We start from the raw sequence: 25913 nt of genomic DNA, 5'->3' as shown, positions 1-25913 counted from the left end.
TGTGTCCACACTTTTCAATCCACACGAATTTTACATGAATATTGAGTAGGCTTCAGATGGAGATCGTCTTTTCCTAAAGGGTTTTGTATTTCTTTGACAATCTTCATCTGCTGTGTACCGACACTCTCAACTAAAGTAATTACATATGATTCTTTTTCTTCTTCTGCTACCATTCTTTCTTGTTCAGATAAGAAGAATGGAAAGTCATGGTGAGTCAGTTTAGATCCTTTTACTTCTATAAGCTTCTCTTTTCCATCGGGGTAATAAGATTTGATATCAAATCCGTGACCATCTTCTGTTTCAGCTACCCAAACGACAGCTTCCGCTAATTGTTCACTTCCCACTGCTTTTAATTGCTCTACTTCCTTATGATAAACAAATTGCTCTGCTATTCTACCCGTCTCTTCGTTTTGCTTTGATCTTTCTTCTCTTAATTGTTTATAAACATCTCTATGAATGATTCTTTTTCTTTTAAATTTATTCTGATGTTCCACTTTTGGAATAAGGTCCTGATCCAAATATACTTCGTAAACAAAATCATAAAAAAACTCATTTAAAGAATTGATATCTTGTATTAATTGGTGATGGTCAAAATGATCAATATTATACTTTTTAAAGACCAATGAGCTTGCTACATATTTTTTAGGTCTTAATGATTTACCTAAATGAAAATCACCTATATGAAAGCCATCTAGTCTTTTATGATGCTTTAATTCAGGCTGTAGCCTTTCCCTCCAAATGGCTGTCTCTTCCTTAATTTCAGATAGAGATAAATTTTCAGTTCCAGTTTCAATTGTTAAATAAAAATCTTCCCCGTTCTCAGCGAATAAAATAACAATAAATATTCCTTTTTGTGTCGTTGTTTTTTGGGAATTAGGATTTGTGGTTAATCTCTTGTCTAAAAGTGCAATCCAAAAACATTCTGCAACTTTCCCATTTCCTGTAGAAGCTTTAATATCGATCCTATCCAAATTCCTCATATGGCGTTTTTCTAATTCATAACGAATGTTGTTTGGGATTTCTTTATTAAACATGTTGTGAAAAGGATGGTTTTTATCTGTTCTCCCTTTGTTCTTATAATCTAAAAATTGTTCATAAAAGTCTTCTTTATTAAATAACATTTGTCTCACCACTTACCTCAATAGATCTTTTTACATACATTATACATAACAAACGGTAGATTTGATGAAATATGGAAAGATTAGCGCAAAAGAAAAGAGAGCCTCAGCTCTCTCAATCAAGTATATTCAGTTTTTTTGCTTCTTCTTCGATGATTGTCAGTGCACGGTCAAGCTCTTCTTTTGTGTGCTCTGCTGTGATGATGGCTCTAATTCTCGCTTTTCCTTTCGCTACAGTTGGGAAAGCAATGCCTTGAGCGAAAACGCCGCGCTCGATTAATACTTTTGAAAACCGGAAAGTGAGTGCCTCGTCTCCAATCATCATCGGAATAATAGGCGTTTCTGTTGGTGCCACCTCAAATCCAAGACCGATGACTTTTTCTTTAAAATAGGCCGCGTTCTCCCAAAGTGTTTCAATGCGCTCCGGTTCGTCTAACAGCACTTCAATGGCTTCTTCACAGGCTCTTGTGACAGCCGGCGGATGTGAGGTGCTGAATAAAAACGGTCTTGCTTTATGCTTTAAATAGTCGATTAAAACGGCAGAACCAGCGACGTAACCGCCTAGCACACCAACTGCCTTACTAAGTGTGCCAACCTGAATATGCACTCTGCCGTCAAGTTGAAAATGATTCACTGTTCCGCGCCCATTTTCACCAAGTACTCCAGACGCATGGGCATCGTCTACCATCACAAAGGCATCATATGCTTCTGCAAGTCTTACAATCTCAGGAAGCGGTGCAATATCTCCATCCATTGAGAACACACCATCTGTCACGATAAGACGGACGCGGTAATTCATCGATTTCTTTAAAATTTTCTCAAGCTCTTCCATATTAGAATGAGCATATACTTTTTTATCTGCCTTTGTTAAGCGAATCCCATCGATGATTGAGGCATGGTTCAGCTCATCTGAAATGACAATATCATCTTTTGTGAGAATACTGGATAAGACCCCTTGGTTGGTCGTAAAGCCTGATTGGAATACGAGGGCTGCCTCTGTCTTTTTAAAAGCTGCGAGCTTTTTTTCAAGCCGTTCATGCATTGTCATCGTTCCAGCAATGGTTCGTACAGATCCTGTTCCAGCACCGAATTCATCAATCGCCTCTTTTGCCGCTTTCATCAGCCTTGGATGTGAGGTGAGACCTAAGTAGTTATTTGAAGAGAGTTGTATGACGGATTGTTCATTTAATGTCACCGTGGAAGATTGTTTGGAATCGATTTCTTTCAGTGTTTGATGGGTGCCTTGCTGCTTCATTGTGTCCAATTCATCTTTTAAATACGTAAATTCTTTCATCATTTCGTCCCCCTTTGATATGATGGCATGATCAGTACGACCTTCCCGCACGTACCATTTCTCATGAGTTCAAATCCCTTTTCAAAATCTTCAAATGGCAGCGTATGGGTGACAACCGGCTGTACATCAATGGTATTCGTTTTTAAAAGTTCGGATACTTGACGCCACGTCTCAAACATTTTTCTCCCCGTGATCCCTTGCACGGTTAATCCCCTAAAAACAATTTGATTCGTAATGTCAATGGTCACCGGCCGCTCTGGCAAACTTAGTATATTCACTTTCCCTCCATTTGCACAAGCTTCGAGTGCTTGATTAATCGCAACGGGATGTCCTGACATCTCACACATCACGTCTGCTCCTTCCATCCGCGTGAGCTGCTTAATCATTGCAACAGGATCATCTTTTCCGATATCCACGATATGATCTGCACCCATTTTACGGGCAAGATCCAGTCTGTATTCATTTTTATCAACAGCGAACACTTGGACAGCCCCGGAGGCTTTTGCAACCGCAATCGCCATTAAACCAATGGGACCGCAGCCAAAAATCGCCACTGACTTTCCGGAAACAGGTGTATGCAGAACTGTATGAACAGCATTTCCAAGCGGTTCTTGAATAGATGCAAGTTCCACTGGCATTTGAGCTGGATTATGCCACACATTTTGTTCTGGTACTTTGACATATTCAGCAAAACAGCCGTCAATGTCTACCCCTAAAATTTTCGTTTCGCTGCACAAATGCTGCTGACCCGTTAAACACATATAACACTGATTACAGACAATATGCGTCTCAGCCGATACAAAATCCCCTACTTTTGCTCGTGAGACTTGGTTCCCCGTTTTGACAACTTCCCCTGTGAATTCATGACCAAAAATGTACGGTGCTTTGACTCTCCCCTTCGCCCAATCATCCCAATTATAAATATGCACATCCGTTCCGCATATCGATGTAGCCTTTACCTGGATGAGCACTTCATGATCACTTATTTCTGGAATCGGCATTTCCATCATCGCCGCTCCGTAAGCGCTTTCTTTTTTGACAATCGCTTTCATCGTTCCACACATGACGTACAACCCCTTTGTTAAAAAACTTCTCCCAATCCGATCTTATCATGTCTTATTTTAGACGTAAATACCGCTGTCTTTCAGGAGAAGACAAATGAACACTCCACATACTTTTTTAGATATTTTTCTAAAAAAAAAGCAAATCTCCTTTTATTCGGAGATTTGCTTTTAAGTTGTCAGCGTTTTTTTGAAACGGCTACATATAAAGCCGGCACAATCAGTAGTGTCAGAATCGTTGAGAAAAAGACACCTGATACGATGCAGATCGCTAGCGGCTTAAAGAGTGGGTCATTACTTAAAGCAACGGGCATAAGAGCGACAAGTGCTGTAAATGCTGTCAGCAAAATAGGTCTAATCCTTGCCCTCCCCGCTTCAATCACAGCTGTTCGTTGATCGAGACCTTGCTTGCGCCTCTGTTCAATAAATTCAAACAAAACGACCGCATTTCGGACAACAATACCTGCCAATGAGACAATCCCCATTGTGGCCATAAAGCTAAACGGCGTTTGAGTGACAAATAGTCCAATAATGGCTCCGGATATCGCTAAGTAAACCGTTCCAAGAACTAAAAGCGGAAGCATGAGTGAATTGAACTGGAAAGCGATGGTCACATAAATGAGCAGCAGGACTACCCCAAATAAGAGACTAATTTCAATAAAGAATTGGGTTTGATCTTCATTTTCTCCGCCCTGAGAAATGGTCAAATTCTTCGCTGCATCGCTTTTCCCAACTTCATTTATGACTTCTGTCATATCGTCTTTAAACGTATCTGATGTACCAGGATATGCCTTTAACGTGATCGTCGGCATCCCGTTTTCATGCGGAATGCTTTCATACTGCTCTGTTTCTTTTTCCTTTACGTATCGGCTAAGCGGCTCAAGTTGAGGCATGCCACCCTCATTTGGACTCACAGGCACCTTGATGTCTTTTAGCTTCAGTCCGTTTTGATGTGTGCTCATGTCTTGTTTCACTACGAGGTCGATGTCATCTGTTCCTTGTTTAAAGGTGCCTAATGGAATTCCTTCTGTAACAAGGCCAAGCTGTCTGCTGACAAACTGAGCAGTGAGCCCATCCTCTGCCATTCGGTCACGATTCAATTCAAATGAAATGGTTTTCACCGGTTGATTGACATCGTCTGTGATCAGGCTCGCTCCGCTTTCTTTCATTTCTTTTGTGAGCTTCTCTTTCACATCCACGAGCTTTGAAAATTGTTCTCCTGCAACAGTGACGGTCACAGGCGCTCCCGTTGGCGGACCTTGAACAATGGTTTTCATAAAGATATCAGCATCTTTAAATTTCTTTCGCAATGGCTCTGTCATACGATCGATCAATGCTTTGCTTGTCATCTGCTCATTGTCTACTCTGACAACAATCTGACCAGTATGATCACTTGCGTTTGAAATGCTTTCATTAAACAAGTTCGGCACACCGCCGCCTGCAAAAATGGCCGTCTCTTCAATGCCTTTTTGCTGTTTGATCTCTTTTTCTATTTTCTCTAATGTGTCATTTGTTTTATCTAAGGTTGTTTCACTTGGAAGTGTCACAGTGACAACAACTTCTTTCTTATTCGCCGCAGGGAAAAACTCAAATGGTGTGGCGAAAATAAGCAAAAAGGCAAGTGTGGCTACGAGCAAACCACTTAATCCAATGAGAAGTGGCCGCTTCACGATGTTTGTCAGTACTCGATCTGCATAAAAATCGGCTAACCTTTTTAATGGTTTGCCTAAAAAGCCCGGTTCTTTTTGAATCTTCTTGTTCTTTCTTTTTCGGTTTGCTGTATATTGATACACTGGCACAAGTGTCAATGAAATAACCATTGACGCAAGTACAGTTGTGACTAGAACAGACGGTAACGCTCGAATAAATGAACCGTTCGCACCAGAAAGAAAAACAAGCGGCAAGAAGGCAAAGACAACTGCCAGTGTTGACGTTAAAATGGATCCAGCCACTTCTTTTACACCTGCAATTGTTCCTTTAAGCGGACTTTCGTATTTTTTCATCTGCCTTAAAATATTATCGTTGACGACAATGGCGTCATCTACAAGTATCCCTAGCGCAATGATAAAGCCAATAATTGAAATTTGATTAAGGTCCACTTGTAAAAACGGCAGCGGGATGGTTCCGATTGTTATGGATAGCGGAATCGCAAGTGAAACGATAAACGCACCACCAATGGTTAGACCAAGTGTGGTGACGACAATGACGGCGATGACGGCCACGATCGCTTCTTTGATTAAATCGTTAAAAATAGCATCTACTTCACTTTTTTGTGAATAGTAGTCTATCCAATCCACACCATTTGGCAGCTCTTTCTCTTTTTCAATGACCGCACTGACTTTGTCATACATATTAGGAATATCCAGTCCTGGCTTGATATTGACTGTAAATGAATAGGCTGGCTTTCCATTATATGAAACGATATCACTTTTCTCTTTTTCTACTTCTTTTAAACGACCAAACTGACCGATTGTAACAGGCTCTCGGCTCGTTTTTGAGAAGATCTCAATCTTTTTGATTTGATCTAAACGATCATAGGCATCAATGGACAGCTTGACCTTTTCTCCATCTGCCTGGACGTCACCTAGAGGGGATGTGTCAAATTCTTGATTGATGGCATTTGTGACATCGGTCACGTTTAACCCGTTATCCTCCAGTTTACTTGAATCCAAGTTCAATATTGCTTGTTTGTCATTGAACCCTTTGATGACGACTCCATCAACACCTTTGATGTCCTCCACTTTTTCTTTTAACGCACGCAGCGATTCCTGACTTTTTGCTAAATCAGATGAGTTACTTGCTACAATCATATAAGAACCAACTGGCACATTGCCAAACTCATCCTTTACATCTGGCTCCATCACACCATCTGGAAAAGAAGAGGCGGCATTTGTGGTTTCACTCTTGATTTGACTTGCCACCTTTTGAAAATCGGCTTGATCATCAATTTCAAGCACAATATTTGAGAAACCAATGGCAGAAACAGAGCTTGTCTTCTCTACACCATTGATATCAGAAATGGCCGACTCGAGCTTATTGGTGACATCACTTTCTACCTGTTTTGCATCAGCACCAGGGAAAACAGTCGAAATGGTTACAATATTTGCTTGAAACTCTGGCAGTTCTCGTTTAGGAAGCTGTGTAAACAAATAACCTCCAGCAATGAGAACGATAAAAAATAAAATAAAAACAAGCTTTCCCCTTTTTAAAAAAGCTTCAATCATTATTTCACCTACTTAAATATTTATTTTTGATGAAGTATTTTCAACTTAATCTTAATTTATCATCATGGTGAAAAAATGCAAGCTCTAATATGTCATTTTCTATCTATTTTGTGAAAGAAATATGTTATATGAGAAATGTATAGCGGTAAACAAAAACAACCTGCTTACATGATGTAAGCAGGTTGAAAATAATAAAATTAGAATTATCGTGGTTCAACAATCAGTTTGATTGCTGTTCTTTCTTCTCCATCGATAAGAATGTCAGTAAAGGCTGGAATGCATATCAAATCCACTCCGCTAGGCGCAACAAATCCCCTTGCAATGGCGACAGCCTTGACCGCCTGATTCAGTGCTCCAGCGCCGATAGCCTGTATTTCCGCTGCACCGCGTTCACGTAAAACGCCGGCTAATGCTCCTGCTACTGAATTTGGATTTGACTTTGCTGAAACTTTTAAAATTTCCATTTTTGCTCCCCCTTAAATTTACAATGGATAAGTGAGTGTTCATTAGAACAATCTTTGTTAGATGTTGCTATTTTTTTGAAAATCCATCCCCAAAATGTTTTTCAAAAATAGCAGGCTACCTACCATTTTTACTATATTCACGATAGAGGGCGCATATTCCTTCTTTCTGATTAATATTTTTCTGAAATAAATATGTGAACATTTATTCAAAGAAAATATGGTCATCATTTATCAAAATTCGATCAATTTTGACAGCTTTTTTCGACGATTCGTCAATTTCTACGATCACTGCACTTAATGTCGTGCGGCCTTCTGCAATTTCAAAACGGACAGGGAGGCTCGTTTTAAATCGTTTAATAATCGTTTCCCGATCAACACCTAAAATACCGTCATAAGGACCAGTCATGCCAACATCCGAAATATAAGCAGTTCCTTTTGGCAAGACGCGGTTATCTGCTGTTTGAACATGTGTATGTGTTCCAACGACACATGATGCACGGCCATCTGTATACCAACCCATTGCTTGCTTTTCACTTGTGGCTTCACCATGAAAATCAATGAAAATAAACGGTGTACGTTTTGAAGCTTCTGCTATGAGCTCATCTACTTTTTGAAATGGGCAGTCAATCGGAGGTAAAAATGTGCGGCCTTGCAAGTTGATGACAGCTAGTTCTTTACCTTGTTTTTTAATAAAAGTGAGCCCTTTCCCTGGTGTACCTTGCGGGAAGTTTGCCGGACGAACAATATGGGGTGCATCATCGATGAAATCGAAAATGTCTCTTTTATCCCATGTATGGTTCCCCATCGTGAGCACATCAGCCCCAGCTTGAAGCAGCTCGTGATAGATTTTTTCAGTAAGTCCTTTCCCATGAGCCGCATTTTCTCCATTGACAATCGTAAAGTGTGGCTGATATTTTTTCTTTAGCTTTGGCAAGTATTCTTTCAGTGTATCTCTGCCAGGTGAACCAACGATATCTCCAACAAATAATATTTTCATACGTTTTGAACCCTTTCTCTTATAAAATGAACTTCTTATCAGTGTTGCATATTTACACAAAAAAATAAAGCGGCGCTAAGCGCACCGCTCTATTTTGCATACTCTACTGCGCGAGTTTCTCGAATAACTGTCACTTTAATGTGACCAGGGTAATCGAGCTCGTCCTCAATCCGCTTACGAATATCCCTTGCTAGACGGTGAGCTTCAAGATCATTAATTGAATCTGGCTTCACCATAATACGCACTTCACGTCCAGCTTGTATCGCAAACGATTTTTCAACACCTTCATAAGATTCAGAGATGTCTTCTAATTTCTCAAGTCTCCGAATGTAATTTTCAAGCGTCTCACTTCTTGCACCAGGGCGTGCTGCAGATAATGCATCGGCTGCCGCAACAAGAACAGCGATAATAGATGTCGGTTCTTGGTCACCATGGTGAGATGCAATACTGTTGATGACAACAGGATGCTCTTTATATTTCGTCGCAAGCTCAACGCCAATTTCCACGTGGCTTCCTTCTACTTCATGATCAATGGCTTTTCCAATGTCATGCAGAAGACCTGCTCGTTTTGCAAGCTTTGCATCTTCTCCAAGCTCTGAAGCCATGAGACCTGCAAGATGTGCAACCTCAATTGAATGCTTCAGGACATTTTGTCCATAACTTGTACGGAATTTTAAGCGACCGAGAATTTTGATGAGATCCGGATGCAGACCGTGAACTCCGACTTCAAATGTCGTTTGCTCACCCATCTCGCGGATATAATCATCGACTTCACGGCGTGATTTTTCCACCATTTCTTCAATTCGTGCAGGATGAATACGTCCATCCTGGACTAGCTTGTCCAGAGCTATCCTCGCTGTTTCACGTCTTATCGGATCAAAGCCCGATAAGATGACAGCTTCAGGTGTATCATCAATGATCAGGTCAATACCTGTTAACGTTTCTAACGTACGGATATTTCGTCCTTCACGTCCGATAATACGACCTTTCATCTCATCATTTGGAAGATTGACTACAGATACCGTTGTTTCAGCTACATGATCAGCTGCACAACGCTGTAACGCAAGTGAAAGAATGTTTTTCGCTTTTTTATCAGCCTCTTCTTTCGCCCGGTTTTCAGATTCTTTCGTCATGACTGCAATGTCGTGGGAAAGCTCATTTTCAACTTGATCCAGAATGATTTGTTTCGCTTCATCTCGAGTTAGACTAGAAATACGCTCCAACTCAGCTTTCTGCAAACGAATCATATCATCCACTTTGCTTTCCATCTCTTCAATATGTTGTTGTCGTTCATTCAGAGAATGATCTCTCTTCTCCAACAGGGACTCCCGTTTATCTAAAGATTCGTCCTTGCGATCAAGATTTTCCTCTTTTTGAAGTAAACGGTTTTCTTGTCTTTGAAGCTCATTACGTCTTTCACGAACTTCTTGCTCCGCCTCTACACGAAACGAATGAATTTCATCTTTCGCTTCTAAGAGCGCTTCTTTCTTCAATGCTTCCGCATCACGCTTTGCATCCTCAACAATTTGTTCGGCCATGTTTCTTGCGCCGGATATTTTTGCTTCTGCAATGGTTTTACGAACAAAGTAGCCAACAACTAAACAGATTAGGCTCAGCAAAATGGAGATGATCGTAAACATCGTAGGCGACATATTTTCACCTCCTCTTGCTATGAACTTGGTTTTACAAATAAAGTGTCGGCATGTACATTGTTTTGTGTCTCAACATACAGGGCCTTCACAGGGAATGAGATCCTCACTGCCCTTGTCAAGTTTAAATTAGTTATCAATCATGTTAAGAAAAACAAGTGATACATTCCCATTGTAATTGTGTCGGAAATACTTGTCAAGCTAGTCAGACTGAGGCGTAAGTCGTTATTTCAAGCAAAGACAGAACTTTTGACCCGCTAGCTGTTATGTAATTGTAAAAAAAAGACGCTTTTCAGCGTCTTTTTAGTCATTCAATTCCAATTCTTCTTGTCCTTCTTCGTCAGTTGATTTCACTCCGTTTGTATCCAAACCGTAGTGCTCCCTGATCTGCTCTTGAATCATAAGAAGAATGTCTTTATTCTCTTTTAGGAATTGCTTCGCATTTTCACGTCCTTGTCCAAGACGTTCCTCTTGATAAGAATACCAAGCCCCGCTCTTTTGTACGATATCTAGTTCGCTTCCAAGGTCGATGATTTCTCCCTCTTTCGAGATACCTTCACCGTACATAATGTCTACTTCGGCAATACGGAATGGCGGTGCCACTTTGTTTTTCACAACTTTAATTCTCGTTTTGTTCCCCATGATGTCGTTCCCTTGTTTCAACTGTTCAGCACGGCGTACTTCTAAACGAACAGATGAATAGAACTTAAGTGCACGTCCACCAGGCGTTGTTTCAGGATTACCAAACATAACCCCTACTTTTTCACGAATTTGGTTAATAAAGATCGCAATTGTTTTTGATTTGTTGATAGCACCAGATAGTTTACGAAGTGCTTGAGACATCAAACGTGCTTGAAGACCAACGTGTGAATCTCCCATGTCTCCTTCGATCTCTGCTTTTGGTACAAGAGCAGCTACTGAGTCAATGACAACAATATCAACTGCACCACTACGAACAAGTGCTTCTGCAATTTCAAGTGCTTGTTCTCCTGTATCCGGCTGAGAAAGTAACAACTCATCAATGTTGACACCTAATTTTTGAGCGTAAACTGGATCTAGCGCATGCTCCGCATCGATAAATGCAGCTTGTCCTCCCTGCTGCTGAACCTCAGCAATCGCATGAAGTGCTACTGTCGTTTTACCAGAACTCTCTGGACCATATACTTCAATAATACGGCCGCGAGGGTATCCACCTATTCCAAGCGCAGTATCAAGTGCTAACGAACCACTAGGTACTGTTGAAATACGTGTATCTGTTTGCTCTCCTAGTTTCATAATAGAGCCTTTACCAAACTGTTTTTCTATTTGTTTAAGAGCCATATCTAAGGCTGCTTGACGATCACTCATTCTATTGTTTCCTCCTTTATCAATTCCACTATCTATACTATACCTTGTTTTACGTCATTTGCCAAGAAAAAAACGAACACATATTCGATTTTTTCTTGGCAGATTATTTAAGAAAAAAGCTGTTTCTATTAGAAAAAACGCTCTTTTATAAAGGAGTAAACCTCATAAAAAACAAAATTAACTTTCTTTTAATAATTTGAAAAGGTGGTGCAAACCATATTTCACAGCACGCTTGCGAATGCCTGATCGACTGCCAGTAAACATCCATTCAAACACGTCTGTCTGATCTTTTGTCGATAGCCCGATAAATACTTTTCCAACCGGCTGTCCTTCGTGTGGTTCAGGACCTGCCACACCTGTAAAGCTAATACCGATATCGCTTCCCGTCAGTTTTCTAACGCCTTCTGCGAGCTCTAACGCACACTCTTTGCTGACAGCACCATGAGAAGACAATGTTTCTTCACGGCAGCCCAGCACTTGCTGCTTGACTTGATTTGTGTAACAAACCACACTGCCGTTTAAAATCGATGATGCCCCTTCAAGATCTGTCAGCCACTCTGAAAACATACCACCAGTCAGGCTTTCAGCCGCTGCTACTGTTTTCCCGTGTTCATGCAAGGCCTTTGAAGCTTCAAAGGCAAGAGATGTATCACCATATCCGTAGAAGTACTCGCCGACCCGTTCTAAAATTTGTGCTTCTGTCTCTTTTAACAGACGCTCTGTTTCTTTTTCATCCTCATGCTTGGCTGTCAGCCTTAGCGTCACTTCCCCGTCAGCTGCAAGCGGTGCAATCGTTGGATTGGTCTGTGCATCAATTAAATCTTCAAGATCTGTTTCGAGTTGAGATTCACCGATGCCAAAGAAACGCAAGACAACAGACACGATTTTTTCCTTTAGGCCGAGTTTTTCAGAAATAAGCGGCTTCGCTTCGTTTTCAAACATCGGGTGCAATTCACTTGGCGGTCCAGGGAGCAGAATGTAAAACGTATCTCCCTCTTGTATAAACATACCAGGTGCCATTCCGAAACGGTTTACGAGCACATCAGATCCCTCTAGAACGAGCGCCTGTTTACGGTTGTTCGGCGACATATCACGTCCGGTTTTACGGAAGTACTCTTGAATAGACTCAAATGCTTCTTCATTTAGCACAAGCTCTTTATCGAGCGTATTTGCAATGGTTTCTTTTGTTAAATCATCTTTCGTTGGTCCAAGACCCCCTGAGAAGATAATAAAATTCGATCTTTCCTGTGCCACTTGAATGGCCCTTTTTAAACGCTCTGGATTGTCACCAACTGCTGTGTGGTAATAAACATTCACACCAATTTCAGCTAGTTGTTTGCTGATGAATTGTGCATTCGTATTCGTAATTTGCCCTAGCAAAAGTTCGGAACCGACTGCAATAATTTCTGCTTTTCTCTCTGACTTCAAAGCGTACACGTCCTTTTTAGTTAGAATTCTTTAAGGCTTCCCAGTTTTTCGCAAAGTAATCCCAGCCTGAGACAACAGTGAAGAACACCGCTACCCACATAGCAAGATCACCAAATGGGAATGATACAAGTTCAAACGGCAGGTTATGCAAAAGAAGTGCCGAAATCGCAATGATTTGCGCCCACGTCTTCACTTTTCCAAGCATATTGGCTGCGACCACTTCACCGCCTCCAGCTAAGACAAGCCTTAGACCTGTTACAGCAAATTCACGGCTAATGATTACAATTGCCATCCATGCCGGTGTGAGATTGTATTGAACAAGTATAATTAAAGCCGCTGAAACAAGCAATTTATCTGCAAGCGGATCTAAAAACTTACCAAAGTTTGTGACTAAATTGAGCTTACGTGCATAGTAACCATCAATCCAATCGGTTGTCGAAGCGACAATAAACAAGATCGCTCCAACAAGGTGAGTGACTTCGATGCTGACGTCACCAAAGCGCGCAACACCCCAATCTAATGGAGCAAGCATAATCAACATAAACACAGGAATCAAGGCGATCCTAGAAAGAGTAATTTTATTCGGTAAGTTAAACATGAATTCCAATCCTCCAATAAGGCATTTTTTTATGTATATAATAGTAGGAACAAAAGAAAAGTCATCTACTTGCTTAAGATGACTTTTCCTTTCCTTTATTCACAATCACAATGTTTTGTGTCATGGTGTTTTTAGGGTCTAATTCGTACTTCAGCGTTTCGTCATTGACTTTAATATCGATTCCCGATGCATTTCCTAAGCGAATATCGACTTGGGAAAGATCAGTCAAGTCTGTTTTAAACGATTCGCCATCTTTCAATTCACCCATCTTCAGCACTTTTCCAGATTCGTCTCTCACACGAAGCCATGAAGCTTGTGAGGCAGAAATGGTTAGCTCCATCTCTTCTGCACCTGATACTTCATACGTTGTCGTAGAACCCTCTGTATTCGTCGCCTTCAAAGAAACATCTTCATCGTCTTTAGATGAATCCTTTGAGGAATCGTCTTTTTCAGATGATTTTTCTTGATCATCTGACGAAGCTTTTTCCTTTTTCTTTTGATCCTTTGCCAGCGATGAATCCTTAGACACTTCGTATTTTGATTCTGATTGCTGAGGAGCCGCCTGATTATTTTTTTGTCCGCTATCATGATTAACCGCTTGAACGATCACATAAATGATAGCGATCACCACAAGGATCCCTCCAATGATTAAAATCGTCGGAAGCAGCTCCAGTACCTTTGAGGCAGGCTTTGGCAGCTCTCGTTGCGGTTTAATATTTGATAATTTATCAGACACTTCATCGTTATACGTGCTTGGTACATCTTTACGAAACTCTTCGAACAATTGTTCAGGATTCAGTCCAACGGCTTCGGCATATTGTTTAATAAACGCTCTGACGTAAAATTTACCTGGAATGATATCATAGTTTCCTTGTTCTATTGCTAGCAAATAGCGCTTTTGGATTTTGGTAGCCGCCATCAAATCCTCCAGCGACATCCCTTTTTCCTCTCTGGCCTCAACGAGCCGTTTTCCCAATTCAGTCAAAACAAACACCTACCATTACCATATTAAAAATCGAAGCCAGAAAAACCAGAATGATCAAATACTTGTGGTTCTTCTGCGTGCTCGTATGTAATTTCTTCGTCTGCACTATTACGCAATTCAATGATGTAGTCGAAATCATCCATTGTATATTCTGAATTTTGAATAAAGATATCTGGATGCTCTACCACCTTTGTAGCAGGCAGTCTCATAATTTCTCTTAAAAGCTGCAAGTGCTTTTCAGAACCTCTTCTTGTCGACACAATCCCATCAATAATAAAGACGTTATCTGGGCTGTATTCATCTGCAATCAGCTGACTGCGAATGGTCTGTTTCAAAAGAGTCGACGATACAAACAGCCACCTCTTACTTGCACATACACTTGAAGCAACAATTGATTCTGTTTTTCCAACCCGCGGCATTCCGCGAATTCCAATCAATTTATGTCCTTCTTTTTTAAATAATTCAGCCATAAAATCGACAAGTAGACCAAGCTCGTCCCTTTCAAAACGGAACGTCTTTTTGTCATCCGCATCACGCTGAATGTATCTTCCATGACGAACAGCTAAACGGTCACGAAGTTTTGGCTGTCTTAGTTTCGTTACTTTTATCGTTTCCATTGTATTTAAAATTGATTCAAGCCGCTTAATTTGGTCTGTGTGGTCACATCGAAGAAGCATGCCGCGTCTTGATACATCAACACCATTAATTGTCACAATATTAATTGAAAGCATCCCCATTAAAGAAGAAATGTCTCCTAAAAGTCCGGGACGGTTCACCTGTATCTCATATTCAAAATACCATTCGAGCTTTGCCAAATGATATTACCCCCTTCATTGTGGCAAATTTTTACCTTCCTTTATCATAAAGCATTTTCACATTTTTAGAAAGCACAATGTTGCTAAACGGTTAAAATAAAAAGAGAGGCACAAACGACCTCTCTTTTTGTTTAGTGCGAGCTATTATTTTCAACTAGCTTGACCATCATGTTTGCAATGGCACGCTGCTCATCTTCTGATGCAACGCTCCAAAGGTCAGAAAGCACTCTTTCTTGCTCATTCTTTGCTTCAACTTCATTAGCCAGGTATCCGCCAATTTCATACGCAAGGTTATTGATGGTATCATCTGATAAACCTTTATCCTGTGCATGATTTAAACGGTCACCTAAAAAGTTTTTCCAATGGTCCCAGCTCTCAAGTACAGACATGTCGATTCCTCCATTCGAAAAGATGAATTACAGCCATAGCTTTTGTCATGGAGAGACGAATTATACACGTTTTTTAACAGTACCAGCCGCCATTGACAGATAAAATTTGACCTGTGATATAACTTGACTGCTTGGAGGCAAGAAACCAAATGGCATCGGCTATCTCTTCAGGTGCGGCAAGACGACCGAGTGGAATCTCCTCTTCCATCATCGCAAGGTCTTCTTGTGTGAAGCTTTTCATCATATCAGTCTGAACCGCACCTGGTGAGACTGCATTTGCTCTAATTCCACTTGGGGCAAGCTCTTTGGCAAGCCCCTTAATGAAGGCATTTTGAGCACCCTTGACCATACTGTACAGTACTTCACACGAGGCACCCGTTTCCCCCCATATTGAGCTAACCGCAATAATATGACCTGACTTTTTTTGGATCATGACAGGCAAAATGGATTGGGTAAGCTCATATGGACTTGTCACATGAAGCTGCACCATGCTGGCTAGAACTTCTTTTTCAGTATCTGTCACTAAACCAACATGACTCTTTCCGCTATTTAAAACAAGAATATCTGGATCAAGCGGCAGGCGGCTGACAAGCTCTGCTGCTCCGCCTGTTTTCGCTAAATCAGCTTGAACGACGTACGTTTCTACTTGATATGTTTCTTTGAGATCGGCGGAAAGACGACTAGCCGCTTGTTCATTTTGATGATAATGGAGCATCAGATGGCAGCCTTCTTGGGCAAGCTTTTTGGCTGTCGCCTGCCCAATTCCGCCACTGGCACCAGTAATCAGTGCCCAACGACTCATACTTTGTTCCTACTTTCTTTATGGAATCCTTATTCTTTTCGTTTAAATGGGAACCAATTCGCTGATCCGAACAATTTGACCATCACAGGTACGAACAATGGTAGCACAACGAGCGCATACAATAAAAGCCCTGTGAGAACAAGTGTTGCAATCTGTAAGAGTGACAATACACCTGATGGCAGCATCGCTGCAAATGTTCCTGCCAAAATGACGGCAGCAGACATAATAACAGATCCCATATTTTTCATTGATTCAGTCATGGCAAACTGGATGTCTTTTGTTTTGTATTCATTGAAACGTTCCATTAAGAAAATCGAATAATCGACTCCAAGCGCCATTAAGATGACAAAGCCAAAGAATGGAACAGCCCAGTTGATGCCCGGATATCCGAAGAAATGGGTAAAAATAAATTCTGTTACACCAATGGCGGTAAAGTACGTTAAAATCAGCGATCCAACTAAGTAAAGCGGCATCACGAGAGAACGGAAGAGAATTACTAGTATTAAGAAAATACCGATCATCATGTAAAGAACCGTCTTATTGAAGTCTTGGTCTGACAGCTGTTTTAAATCAGCGTTCATACTTGATACACCAGATACGCCAAATGAAACATCTTTTAGGTTTGTTTCAGGAAGTGCACGTTTGACCGAAGCTTCTACTTGTTTAATTGTTTTCATGGCGTCGTTTCCATATGGATTGTCTTCTAAAATGACATCAATCTTTGTCATCTTGCGGTCATCAGACATATAGGAATCGAACACTTGCTTGAAAGCTTTGTTTTTCAGGACATCTTTTGGAATAAACCAACCGGCCATGTCTTGATCTGGCGCGTTTTTCAGTTCATCTAAGTAGTCTCCTGCACCCATTAAGCCGTTTGAAATTTTCTCAAGGCCGTCGACACTTTTGTTTAGACCATCTGTCAGCTTGGTCAGATCGTCACCAAAGCCGCCAATTTTTTCTTTCATTTGTTTTTGACCATTAATGATGTCGCCGGCTCCATTTGCAAGCTTAGGCATACCATCAGCTAACTGCCCTTGGCCTTTAGACGTTTGATCTAGCCCGTTTTCAATGGCTTCTAAGCCAGCAATCAGCTCATCAATTTGATTTGTAAACACTTTTTGCTGCTCTGAAGCTTTTGCGATAAAAGCATCTGCTGCTTCAAGCTGTTTTTTTGCTTCTTTTGCTTGTTTTGCATAGCTGTCAGCCTGTTTGGCTCCTTCTTGCAAGGTAGTAGAAAGTTCGTTATATGAAGCTTTGATGGCTTGATATGATTGATTTTCCTTCACTTGCGGAATTTGCTCTTCAAGTGTACTGAACTGTTTATTCGCTTGACTGATCAAAGCTTTTACATCCGCTGCGGCAGAGGATGACGTATCGACTTGTGCCAATGCTGCTTTTAATTCTTTGGAAATGCTTTTATACAGTGCCACTTGCTGATTCACTTGTGCGACTTGATCTGTTAATTCCTTTTTCGCACCCTTTATTCTTTCTTTAATTTCAGAAACGCCTTTTTTGTTTTGATCGATATAGGTTTGCAGTTCTCTCATCGTTTTTTCGACGTTTTGAATACCTGATTTTACAGATTCGGTTCCAGAAATCAATTTGTTAATGCCTTTTCCTGATGCTTTAATTTGTGGTGTTTGATCCTCGATGGATTTACTCATGGTTGTAAGAGCATCTTGGATCTTTTTCAACCCTTCGTTACTTTTATCAAGCCCGCTATTTAGCTCTTTGGCTTGAGATTTCACGTACAGATCATTCAGCCCTTTACCAACAGGACGAGTGGCACTTCTCACTTTACTCACGCCATCTGTTTGTTCAATGGCGCGGCTTAGTTTTTCAACAGCAATCAGACCTTCGTTATTGTCTAAAAGATCGGATGATTTCACGACAACGGTTGCTGGAAGAGCTTCACCTGGTCCAAATTTGTCAGAGATCGTATTAAATGCATTGACGGATTCGTATTTATTGCCGATTTCGTCTAGGTTGTTATATGAAAGTGTTCCTTTATACATAAGAATCGCTGGAAGGGTAATAATTGCAACGATTAGCAAGCTGAGAAGTGGTTTCTTAAATGAAAAACGACCGGCTGTTTCCCACATTTTCGATTGTGGGTGGGCAATATCGCCTTTGATCGGCCAAAATAACACTTTTCCTAAAACCGCCATAAAGAATGGAACGACAGTGAGCAGTGCCACAATTAACACGGCAACACCAACCGCCACGGCGACAGCTGATTTATACAGTTGGAATTCAGCTAAACCGATACATGTAAAACCAATGAGGACAGCAATTCCGCTGAATAAAACGGTTTTACCTGCCGTCTTATATGTTGTAATAATCGCCTCAATCTTATCTTTTCCGTGAGATAGTTCTTCTTTAAACCGGCTTAGCAACAGGATGCAGTAGTCGGTTCCAATCCCAAACATGATGGCGACCATAAAAATTTGGGTAAAGGTCGAGAGCGGAAAATCAACATACTTTACTAGGTAAGCCACAATGGATTGACTGACCAAATAGGAAAGCGCCACGGCCACTAAAGGAACGAACGGTGCCACTGCGGATCTAAAGACAAGCACAAGAACAATTAAAATAAACCCAATTGTAATGAATTCTGTTTTTTTCAGACCTTCTTGTGAGCTTGTGATGACATCATCGTCGATTAGCGGCTGCCCTGTCATTTCAAATTTCAGGTTCAGGCTCTTAAGCTTTTCATTGACTCTTTCTTTAAAATCGGATGCTTTGATTTTGTTCGAGTCGTATGTAACTGGAACAAGAAGTGTTGTTTGATCTTTAGAGAGCATCTGTTTTTTAATATCTTTGTTTGCATCAAAATAAGAAGTGATGTCTTCAACATGGAGATCTTGATCCTTTTCTAAAATCTCCATCGCTTTCTTTAAAGAGGCTTCTCTTTCTTTGACGATATCCTTACCTTGAAAGACAATGACGATCGATTTTTCCGTATCCCCATTTTCAGACATGTTCTTTAATAATTGATCGGCGTAGGAAGAAGGATAACCATCAGGAACAGAAATCTGCCCTTTTTCTTTTGTTAATTGCGCCATATTAGGAGCGGTGATTAATAATACAGCCGCTAGTACGACCCAAAGGATCGTGATCAGCCATCTACCCTTTATGATTGCTCTCATTACTATGTTGTGCCTCCTCTTCGATGATAATCTGATAAATCTTTTCATATGTTTGAATAAATGATTCGATTTCTTTTTCATCAAACTTTTCTAAATATGACCGAACAAGATCCTGAAGCTGCTTTTCCATTCGGCTGACCACGTCTTTTCCTTCGGGCGTCACATAGAGATGAACATTTCTTCGATCAGCTTGATCATGCTCACGATAAATATAATCTTTATTAAAAAGACGATTGGTCATAGATGTCACAGCACTTTTGTTGACATTACATTCGATGGCAAGGTCTGTTGATGTACATCCTGGGTGTAAATTGATGTATCGAAGCGAGTAATATTGATCAAGTGTCAGTTCTTTATCGAGCTTTTCCGTGATCATACTCGATACTTTTTTCTCCATCATGAGATAGACGTCCGCATATCTCTGGATGAGCTGGGCAATTTTATTTTGTACCATATGCTGCTCCTTTAGTTTGATTGTTTAACTATTAAAGAGTTTAACTAATACCCAAAACAATTGTCAATCAATATCTTCGCATATAAAGCGCTTTCTTTAGCTGGACACAAAAAAGACAAACTCTTATACGTTGAGTTTGTCTTTTTTTCATTTATTTTGCTTTCGGTACGACTTTAAAAACTGACATTCTTTCTTCATCAATTTCTTCGTCTAATATTTGCTGAATATCTGTTAATTGGATTTGCTCCAGTACTGGCACGACATCAAATAAGCTCATTTCTAAGAATGCGTATCGAGTGAATTGATTGGCGATGTACTCCGGGGAGTTCATTGCTTTTAAAAAGCTGCCAATTTTTTTCTTGCGAGCAAGTTCAATCTTTTCTTCTGTGATCAGGCTTTTTGCTTGAAGAAGCGTTTCTTTTAATTCATCTGCGAGTTGATCAGGGTCATTTGTGTCTCCGCCAACTGAAGTGAAGCCAAAACCGCCTTCTTCCGTATAATCGTAACTGAATGTCTCATCAATCAAGCCTTTTTCATACATACGCTCGTATTGCAGAGAACTTTTACCAAACAATGTCTCTAAAATAAGATTCATGCCAAGCTCATGTTTGAGGAGCTGTTTTCCTTTTTTATGCGGGTTTTTCGTTTTCAAACCAAACATACATTTAGAACCTTGTACATTCATTTTCAGTTCGTATTCTTTTCGGTATACACGATCAGGTTCATTGATCTCTTTCCGCTGAATATCCGGCTGATCGGTAAATGGTTTTTTTGCCTGATTCGCTCTTACTTGGTCTAAAATTTGCGCCGGATCAACAGGACCCACTACAAAAAGAAGCATATTGCTTGGGTGATAGAACGTTTCGTAGCATTCATATAAATGGTCTTTCGTAATTGGCGCAATGCTTTCAACGGTTCCAGCAATATCAATTCTCACTGGGTGCTCTTGATAGAGGTTTTCAATCAGACCAAAGAATAAACGCCAATCTGGATTGTCATCATACATGTTGATTTCTTGACCAATGATGCCTTTTTCTTTTTCGACCGTTTTTTCAGTAAAATAAGGCTCTTGCACAAAATCAATGAGTGTTTCAAGATTCTGTTCGACATTGGCCGTGCTTGAAAATAAGTAAGCCGTTCTCGTAAACGTCGTAAATGCGTTTGCGGCTGCTCCCTGTTTACTAAATGTATGAAACACATCACCATCTTCTTTTTCAAACAGTTTATGTTCTAAGAAATGGGCAATTCCATCAGGCACTCGGATCATGTCTTCTTTGCCAAGCGGCACAAATTCATTGTCGACAGAGCCATATTTTGTTGTGAAAGTTGCATATGTTTTGTTAAACCCTTGTTTTGGCAGCACATAGACGTCAAGTCCGCTATCCATTTTTTCATGATACACTGTCTCTTGCAGCTGATCGAATTGAATTGTTTTCACTGTCATGAAGCACCCTCCGTTCCTTTAAGAAAATAGGTCGTATCCCATTCGATTTTTTGACCCACTTTGATGATGTCCTCTTTTGTCACTCTGTCTAACGCATCTAAAAAGGAATCGAGGCTCTCCCCTGTTGGCACGACGGCATGCTGATATAAGTATTCCGCTGTTCCATAAGACGTATCAATGGTTTCGAGCAACTGGTTTTTGACGACAGCCTTTGTCTGTTCAATTGCTTCATCAGAAAAATCGCCTTTTTGCATGGCATCAAATTGTTCTTTGATGATGTCTACTGCCTGCTGATAGTTGCCGACTTCAATTCCTGACATGACCATCATCAAACCTTTAAAGCTCTCAAGTCTAGAAACAGCATAGTACGCAAGACTTGCTTTTTCCCGCACATTGATAAATAGCTTTGAATGAGAGAAGCCGCCGAATATGCCATTAAACAAATGCAGCGCCGGATAATCTTCATCTGCTATCGTTGTATGTGTGCGAAAGCCAATGTTCAGCTTTCCTTGTTTTACGTCCTCTTCATCAATGACTTCTTTTGGCTCTATTTGTGATCTTGAAGATTCGGTATTTTGTTTGACCGGCTCTCTTTCACTTGTTTTAAAGTATTGCGAGACCATTCGATTGATGTCTTGTTCATCAACGTCTCCCACAACATAGAGATCCAGCTGGTTGGACTGAAGTGCATGCTCGTATGCTTTAAAGAGCGCTTCTGACGTAATCGCTTCGACGTCTTCCATTTCACCATTGACGTGCAGTGCATATGGCTCACCTTTACACATTTCCTGCACAAGTCTTAAGTTTGAATAGCGCATTTTGTCATCATAAACGGCTTGAATGCGCTGTTTCAATGTTCGTTTTTCTTGCTCAACGTACAATTCATGAAATACCCCGTTTTCCACGTACGGGTGGAATAATAGTTCAGAAAGTAAGGCAATCCCTTTTTCTAGTAAAGGGGTTTGATCCTTTAAATATTTTTCATTCGCCATTTCTAGACGGAAGGTAATGATGTGATTTTCACCTTTTTTCGCCATGTCTGCGGAAACGGTCGCTCCATAGAGCTCGTCGAAATAAGCACGAAGCTCTCCCGTTTTCGGCATTTTTTCTGTTCCTCTTAAAAGCACATGCGGGAAAAGAGAACGCATGGTGACGTCATCTTTGGATAAAGGCGCAAGCATTTTAAAAAGGATCGTCACGGTTTTAAATTTTTCTGTTTTGACAATATGAGTATGAAGACCAGGTGTATCAAATGTCTTCTCTTGTAAGTACGTCATGAGAAACCTCCTTTGTTCATCCTATTTATTATGTATTAGAACATAGCTGATATATACGTGAAACAGCCATTTAATAGTCATTATATCAATCAGAGGAAAGGATAGGAAATAAAAACGCCTCTGCTAAAAGCAGAGACGCAGGTTGTTATTTCATTCTAAACGGCCACCAATTCCATTTTCCAAAGATGCGAACCATGACCGGGATAAAGAGTGGTAGAACAACAAAAGCATATAATAAAAGTCCAATGAGTACGACCGTTGCAATTTCAACTAATGATAATACACCCGAGGGCAGCATCGCAGCAAAAGTACCCGCTAAAATAGCAACTGCTGAAATAATGACCGACCCCATATTTCTCATCGCTGATATCATGGATGCTTGAACATGCTCTCCCTTCCATTCATTAAAACGATCCATCAGAAAGATCGAATAATCAATGCCGAGGGTCACAAGGATCACAAAGCTGAAAAATGGAACAGCCCAGCTGACACCATCGTAGCCAAAGAATGTTTTGAAAATCCATTCTGTTAAGCCAATGGATGTAAAATACGTTAATATGAGTGACAGTGTTAAGTATATCGGCATGACGATTGACCTTAATAATATAACTAAAATAATAAAGATACCAATTAACATGAAAATAACCGTTCTGATAAAGTCACCGTCTGACGTTTCTTTTAAGTCAACATTTAAACTGGAGATACCAGATACACCGTAGTTGGCGTTTTTCAAACCACTTACAGGTAAATATTGATCAAGGGTTTCTTCAATTTTTGCTACACCTTTCATTGCTTCATTGCTGTATGGATTTACATTTAAAATCACTTCAAAGGTTGTTAATTTACGATCTGGGGACATATACGTATTAAATATTTTCTTAAACTCATGGCGTTTCAATACTTCTTCTGGTATAAACCAGCCCGTTACTTCTTCATCTGGTGCTTCCTGAAGTTGTTTTAAATAGCTGTCCGCCTCGGTAAAGCCGCTTTTTACTTGCTCAAGTCCGGAAATACTTTCATCTAATCCATCTGTTAATAGTGAGAGTTTAGATGATAGCTGGTTAAACCCTTTTTTCACGGCTTTTTGGCCATCAGTCAGTTGATCTGCACCATTTTCAATTTTAGGCATTTCTTTGATGAGCTGTTTTTGTCCTTTATTCGTTTCATCAAGACCATCATAAATTTGATCTAGACCCGTCATCAGCGCCTTTACTTGTTGTTTGATTTCTTTTTGCTTGCTTGAGAACGTTTGAATGACTTGATCTGCTTTCTTGATCTTTTGTTTAAAGGCAGATGCTTCCTCTTCATAGACGCTCATTTGCTCTCCAGCTTGATCGAGCATTCCTTTTGTGTCTTTGAATACTTTTTTGATTTCTTTATATTCATTCATATCTCTGATTTCTGGAAGCCGGTTTTCAAGCCCTTCAAATGATACGTTTTCATAGGATTGTTTCACTTTCTTTATCATTGTCATCAGCTGCTCATTTGATGTTGCGTGACCTTCCAGTGTGCTTACGACTCGTTCAAGATCTTGAATTATGGTTTCACTTCTGCGATATTCTTGCTCTAATTCTTTTTTCGCTTGTTTGATTTCAGTGCGAATGGTTCCTACGCCCTCTTTACTGCGCCTCACACCATCCTCTAAAGAAATGAGTGATTTCCTCACTTCTCCGATCCCGCCTTTGATGGCTTTTGTCCCATCAATCAATTGATCAATCCCTTTAGCGGATTCTTCAATTTTTGGTTTTTGTTTGAGAAGTGCTAAGTTTGTTTCGGTCAAGCCATCTGTAATTTTCCCGATGCCCTCGTGACCTTTCCCAAGCTCTCCTCCCAGCTCTTTCGCTTGAGAGGTAACGTAGAGCTGACTTAACCCGTCTCCAACTGGGCGAGTGACACTGCGAACCGCTTTCACTTCCTCAATGTCACTTAACTTACGGGTCAGTTTTTCAATCATGACAATCTTTTCTTGATTATCGAGCTCATTGTCACTTTCGACAAGCACATTCAGCGGAAGCGCTTCACCAAAGCCAAATTGCTCAGATATCGTATTAAATGCAGACACTGACTCATACTTTGTCCCAATCTCATTTAAACTATTATAAGAAAGAGTGCCGTCATACATCAGAATTGGCGGAACAGTGATGAGTGCAACTACACCTAAGCTGATGAGCGGTCTTTTAAATGAAAAGCGCCCAGCCCATTCCCATATCTTACTTTGTGGATGACGAATGTTTTCTCTTTTAGACGGCCAAAAAAGGGATTTTCCGAAAACCGACATAAAAAAGGGAACGATTGTGACAAGTGCAATGAGCAGGATGCCAACGCCTACGGCAACGCTGACGGCTGATTGGTACAATTGGAATTTTGCGAAACCAATACTTGAGAAGCCGACTAACACAGCTAAGCCGCTGAAAAAGACCGTTTTCCCTGCACATTGATACGTGATGATAATTGATTCTTTGACATCACGCCCCTGACCAATCTCCTCTTTAAAACGGCTTAAAAGTAATATACAATAATCCGTTCCTATACCGAACATAATAGCTACCATAAAAATCTGAGTGAAATTAGACAGAGGAAATGGTGTATATTCTACGAGAAAAGCCACAATACACCGGCTGACAGCATAAGAAATGCCAATCGTAATAAGCGGAACAACAGGTGCCAGTATCGATCTGAATACAATTATTAAAATAAAGAAAATAAAAATCATCGTAATAAGTTCAGTTTTCTTCAGACCTTGTTGAGAGCTTTTAATGACATCTGAGTCCACAAATTTTTGACCTGTCATTTCATATGAGACGTTGTAGGGCTTTAAAACTTCCTCAATTCGTTCTTTAACCTTCACAGCTTTTGTTTCGTAGTGGTCGAATTTGAATGGAACAAGAAGTGTACTTTTATCCTTTGATAAAAGTTGTTTTTGAATGTCACGTTCTACATGAAAATACGAAGTAATTCCGTCAATGTGGAGTTCTGGGGCATGTGTCATGAGTGCAGCTAAAGCCTTTTTTAATTCCTGCTCTTTTGCAGGGAACAAATGTTGTTCGGAGAATACAATCACACCAGTATCTTTTTTCCCATTATGATCTGAAAGCTTATCCAATAAGTGAAGTGCCTCAGCTGTTGGTGTCCCCTCTGGAACCTTTAACTGCCCTTTTTCTCTTGTTAATTCCTCTAAATTGGGCGCAGTAATAAACAGAATCACAGCTGTTATCATCCACACCATTAATACAATCCATCTTGCTTTAATTATTTGCAACATAGCTGCTTCAAGCTCCTTCTAGTTCATCAATCAATTTGCTGTTTTTGAGCGTGTCTGAAGTGCTGACTTCGTCTCCTTCAACGTGCTAATGGCAGGATGACCTATTCAATTGTCCTTTCGTGTTGAAGAAACGCATATCCATCATCAGCCACGAGC

At 40.4% G+C, this 25913-nt stretch carries 19 protein-coding genes; all 19 read right to left on the bottom strand.

The window, feature by feature from the left end; translation table 11 throughout:
- Window positions 1-14 precede the first annotated feature (14 nt).
- The gene (locus NST15_RS08465) at window positions 15-1121 is read right to left on the bottom strand and encodes a DUF3578 domain-containing protein (protein WP_144716490.1); all 1107 of its coding nucleotides are present in this window, start codon (window positions 1119-1121) and stop codon (window positions 15-17) included.
- Between the two features lie 112 nt (window positions 1122-1233).
- Window positions 1234-2415, bottom strand: a complete 1182-nt coding sequence (locus tag NST15_RS08460; RefSeq protein ID WP_342499009.1) for a glycine C-acetyltransferase — start codon at window positions 2413-2415, stop codon at window positions 1234-1236.
- Entirely contained in the window at window positions 2412-3476 is a 1065-nt protein-coding gene (tdh, locus tag NST15_RS08455) for an L-threonine 3-dehydrogenase (RefSeq protein ID WP_269380211.1), read from the bottom strand. The genes NST15_RS08460 and tdh overlap by 4 nt, the downstream gene beginning before the upstream one ends.
- Window positions 3477-3652: 176 nt before the next feature.
- The gene (locus NST15_RS08450; RefSeq protein WP_269380210.1) at window positions 3653-6697 is read right to left on the bottom strand and encodes an efflux RND transporter permease subunit; all 3045 of its coding nucleotides are present in this window, start codon (window positions 6695-6697) and stop codon (window positions 3653-3655) included.
- A gap of 203 nt (window positions 6698-6900) precedes the next feature.
- Complete coding sequence (gene spoVS / locus NST15_RS08445) at window positions 6901-7161, bottom strand: stage V sporulation protein SpoVS (protein ID WP_003211281.1); 261 nt, start codon at window positions 7159-7161, stop codon at window positions 6901-6903.
- Between the two features lie 202 nt (window positions 7162-7363).
- Window positions 7364-8158, bottom strand: coding sequence for a TIGR00282 family metallophosphoesterase (locus tag NST15_RS08440; RefSeq protein ID WP_008344680.1), 795 nt, complete (start codon window positions 8156-8158; stop codon window positions 7364-7366).
- A gap of 89 nt (window positions 8159-8247) precedes the next feature.
- The gene (gene rny, locus NST15_RS08435; protein ID WP_003211958.1) at window positions 8248-9810 is read right to left on the bottom strand and encodes a ribonuclease Y; all 1563 of its coding nucleotides are present in this window, start codon (window positions 9808-9810) and stop codon (window positions 8248-8250) included.
- A 300-nt stretch (window positions 9811-10110) separates the two neighbouring features.
- Window positions 10111-11154 (bottom strand): recombinase RecA, encoded by a 1044-nt coding sequence (recA, locus tag NST15_RS08430; RefSeq protein WP_007499478.1) that lies wholly within the window; start codon window positions 11152-11154, stop codon window positions 10111-10113.
- A 177-nt stretch (window positions 11155-11331) separates the two neighbouring features.
- Window positions 11332-12582, bottom strand: coding sequence for a competence/damage-inducible protein A (locus NST15_RS08425; RefSeq protein ID WP_017367273.1), 1251 nt, complete (start codon window positions 12580-12582; stop codon window positions 11332-11334).
- 16 nt (window positions 12583-12598) lie between these two features.
- Window positions 12599-13180, bottom strand: coding sequence for a CDP-diacylglycerol--glycerol-3-phosphate 3-phosphatidyltransferase (gene pgsA, locus NST15_RS08420; protein ID WP_008344688.1), 582 nt, complete (start codon window positions 13178-13180; stop codon window positions 12599-12601).
- 73 nt (window positions 13181-13253) lie between these two features.
- Window positions 13254-14165: a helix-turn-helix domain-containing protein gene (locus NST15_RS08415; protein ID WP_008344690.1), complete on the bottom strand. Its 912-nt coding sequence runs from the start codon at window positions 14163-14165 to the stop codon at window positions 13254-13256.
- Window positions 14166-14188: 23 nt separating this feature from the next.
- Entirely contained in the window at window positions 14189-14980 is a 792-nt protein-coding gene (locus tag NST15_RS08410; protein WP_003211480.1) for a DUF3388 domain-containing protein, read from the bottom strand.
- A gap of 131 nt (window positions 14981-15111) precedes the next feature.
- Complete coding sequence (locus NST15_RS08405) at window positions 15112-15369, bottom strand: DUF3243 domain-containing protein (protein ID WP_008344693.1); 258 nt, start codon at window positions 15367-15369, stop codon at window positions 15112-15114.
- A gap of 73 nt (window positions 15370-15442) precedes the next feature.
- On the bottom strand, window positions 15443-16171 hold the full coding sequence (locus NST15_RS08400; protein ID WP_007499488.1) for an SDR family oxidoreductase: 729 nt from the start codon (window positions 16169-16171) through the stop codon (window positions 15443-15445).
- A 29-nt stretch (window positions 16172-16200) separates the two neighbouring features.
- Entirely contained in the window at window positions 16201-19320 is a 3120-nt protein-coding gene (locus NST15_RS08395) for an MMPL family transporter (RefSeq protein ID WP_342499008.1), read from the bottom strand.
- The gene (locus NST15_RS08390) at window positions 19298-19774 is read right to left on the bottom strand and encodes a MarR family transcriptional regulator (protein WP_007499493.1); all 477 of its coding nucleotides are present in this window, start codon (window positions 19772-19774) and stop codon (window positions 19298-19300) included. The genes NST15_RS08395 and NST15_RS08390 overlap by 23 nt, the downstream gene beginning before the upstream one ends.
- Window positions 19775-19925: 151 nt before the next feature.
- A complete protein-coding gene (locus tag NST15_RS08385) occupies window positions 19926-21218 on the bottom strand; it encodes a pitrilysin family protein (RefSeq protein ID WP_008344700.1) in 1293 nt (430 codons plus the stop codon).
- Entirely contained in the window at window positions 21215-22495 is a 1281-nt protein-coding gene (locus NST15_RS08380) for a pitrilysin family protein (RefSeq protein ID WP_008344702.1), read from the bottom strand. Before NST15_RS08380 ends, NST15_RS08385 begins: the two co-directional genes overlap by 4 nt.
- A 145-nt stretch (window positions 22496-22640) precedes the next feature.
- The gene (locus NST15_RS08375; protein WP_342499007.1) at window positions 22641-25757 is read right to left on the bottom strand and encodes an MMPL family transporter; all 3117 of its coding nucleotides are present in this window, start codon (window positions 25755-25757) and stop codon (window positions 22641-22643) included.
- Window positions 25758-25913: the final 156 nt, after the last annotated feature.

Origin of the sequence: Bacillus sp. FSL R5-0820 (assembly GCF_038593385.1) — a bacterium.
GTDB lineage: Bacteria > Bacillota > Bacilli > Bacillales > Bacillaceae > Bacillus > Bacillus altitudinis.
This window is presented reverse-complemented; position numbering and strand designations above follow the sequence as displayed.

Excerpts from the sequence above, each read along its gene's own strand:
- NST15_RS08465 (WP_144716490.1), bottom strand. The coding sequence starts at position 1,121 with ATGTTATTTAATAAAGAAGACTTTTATGAACAATTTTTAGATTATAAG.
- NST15_RS08460 (WP_342499009.1), bottom strand. The coding sequence starts at position 2,415 with ATGATGAAAGAATTTACGTATTTAAAAGATGAATTGGACACAATGAAG.
- tdh (WP_269380211.1), bottom strand. The coding sequence starts at position 3,476 with ATGTGTGGAACGATGAAAGCGATTGTCAAAAAAGAAAGCGCTTACGGA.
- NST15_RS08450 (WP_269380210.1), bottom strand. The coding sequence starts at position 6,697 with ATGATTGAAGCTTTTTTAAAAAGGGGAAAGCTTGTTTTTATTTTATTT.
- spoVS (WP_003211281.1), bottom strand. The coding sequence starts at position 7,161 with ATGGAAATTTTAAAAGTTTCAGCAAAGTCAAATCCAAATTCAGTAGCA.
- NST15_RS08440 (WP_008344680.1), bottom strand. The coding sequence starts at position 8,158 with ATGAAAATATTATTTGTTGGAGATATCGTTGGTTCACCTGGCAGAGAT.
- rny (WP_003211958.1), bottom strand. The coding sequence starts at position 9,810 with ATGTCGCCTACGATGTTTACGATCATCTCCATTTTGCTGAGCCTAATC.
- recA (WP_007499478.1), bottom strand. The coding sequence starts at position 11,154 with ATGAGTGATCGTCAAGCAGCCTTAGATATGGCTCTTAAACAAATAGAA.
- pgsA (WP_008344688.1), bottom strand. The coding sequence starts at position 13,180 with ATGTTTAACTTACCGAATAAAATTACTCTTTCTAGGATCGCCTTGATT.
- NST15_RS08405 (WP_008344693.1), bottom strand. The coding sequence starts at position 15,369 with ATGTCTGTACTTGAGAGCTGGGACCATTGGAAAAACTTTTTAGGTGAC.
- NST15_RS08400 (WP_007499488.1), bottom strand. The coding sequence starts at position 16,171 with ATGAGTCGTTGGGCACTGATTACTGGTGCCAGTGGCGGAATTGGGCAG.
- NST15_RS08395 (WP_342499008.1), bottom strand. The coding sequence starts at position 19,320 with ATGAGAGCAATCATAAAGGGTAGATGGCTGATCACGATCCTTTGGGTC.
- NST15_RS08390 (WP_007499493.1), bottom strand. The coding sequence starts at position 19,774 with ATGGTACAAAATAAAATTGCCCAGCTCATCCAGAGATATGCGGACGTC.
- NST15_RS08385 (WP_008344700.1), bottom strand. The coding sequence starts at position 21,218 with ATGACAGTGAAAACAATTCAATTCGATCAGCTGCAAGAGACAGTGTAT.
- NST15_RS08380 (WP_008344702.1), bottom strand. The coding sequence starts at position 22,495 with ATGACGTACTTACAAGAGAAGACATTTGATACACCTGGTCTTCATACT.
- NST15_RS08375 (WP_342499007.1), bottom strand. The coding sequence starts at position 25,757 with ATGTTGCAAATAATTAAAGCAAGATGGATTGTATTAATGGTGTGGATG.